1 protein-coding gene is annotated in these 1,274 nt (G+C 42.5%); it reads right to left on the bottom strand.

The features are described 5' to 3' along the window. Window positions 1-1,271: adenosylhomocysteinase (ahcY, locus tag ACRZ9O_RS10775; protein WP_459459050.1), on the bottom strand; the 1,271-nt coding region annotated here is incomplete at its 3' end. Between the last annotated feature and the right edge of the window lie 3 nt (window positions 1,272-1,274).

Here is a 1,274-nt window from a genome sequence, read left to right as displayed (position 1 = left end):
CCAATGTAATCCGCCTGCTCTTTTTCTAACTTCTCTAATTTAGCCCCGATGTGCGCTAAGTGTAAGAACGCTACTTTCTCATCTAAGTGCTTAGGAAGAATGTAAACTTTGTTCTCATAGCTCGCTGAGTTCGCCCAAAGCTCTAATTGAGCCAACGTTTGGTTACAGAATGAGTTCGACATCACGAATGATGGGTGACCCATCGCACAACCTAAGTTCACTAAACGACCTTCAGCTAAAACGATAACGTTTTTGCCATCGATCGTGTACATATCTACTTGTGGTTTGATTTGATCTTTCGTAGAACCGTAGTTATTGTTCAACCACTCCATATCGATTTCGTTATCGAAGTGACCTATGTTACAAACGATTGCTTTGTCTTTCATCGCTTTGAAGTGACGATCACGGATGATCTTCACGTTACCAGTCGCTGTTACAAAGATGTTTGCGCGTGTAGCTGCCTCGTCCATTGGAACTACTTCGTAGCCATCCATCGCTGCTTGTAAAGCACAAATTGGATCGATCTCCGTTACTAACACACGGCAACCTGCACCACGTAATGAATCAGCAGAACCTTTACCTACGTCACCGTAACCAGCTACTACCGCTACTTTACCAGCTAACATTAAGTCAGTCGCACGACGAATCGCATCTACTAATGACTCTTTGCAACCGTATTTGTTATCAAATTTAGACTTCGTTACCGAGTCATTTACGTTGATTGCAGGCAAGAATAACGTGCCATTTTTCATACGCTCATACAGACGGTGAACACCTGTCGTTGTTTCTTCTGATAAGCCTTTGATGCCTACGATTAACTCAGGATATTCATCAAAAACCATATTAGTTAAATCACCACCATCATCCAAGATCATGTTTAATGGTTGACGATCTTCTCCAAAGAATAAAGTCTGCTCAATACACCAGTTGAATTCTTCTTCGTTCATGCCTTTCCAAGCATAAACCGGAATACCCGCTGCTGCGATAGCCGCTGCTGCGTGATCTTGTGTAGAGAAAATGTTACAAGATGACCAAGTTACGTCAGCTCCTAAAGCCGTTAAAGTTTCGATTAAAACCGCTGTTTGGATCGTCATGTGAAGACAACCTGCGATACGTGCACCTTTTAAAGGTTGGGCAGCACCGAATTCTTCACGTAATGCCATCAAACCTGGCATTTCTGCTTCTGCTAATTGAATTTCTTTGCGACCCCAGTCTGCTAATGCAATGTCTTTTACTTTAAATGGTACATATGTACCTGGTTGTGATGCCATTGT

It is taken from the genome of Aquirufa sp. HETE-40SA (genome assembly GCF_054558635.1).
Note: the sequence above shows the minus strand (reverse complement) of the source record. Positions and strands in the feature narration are given on the sequence as shown.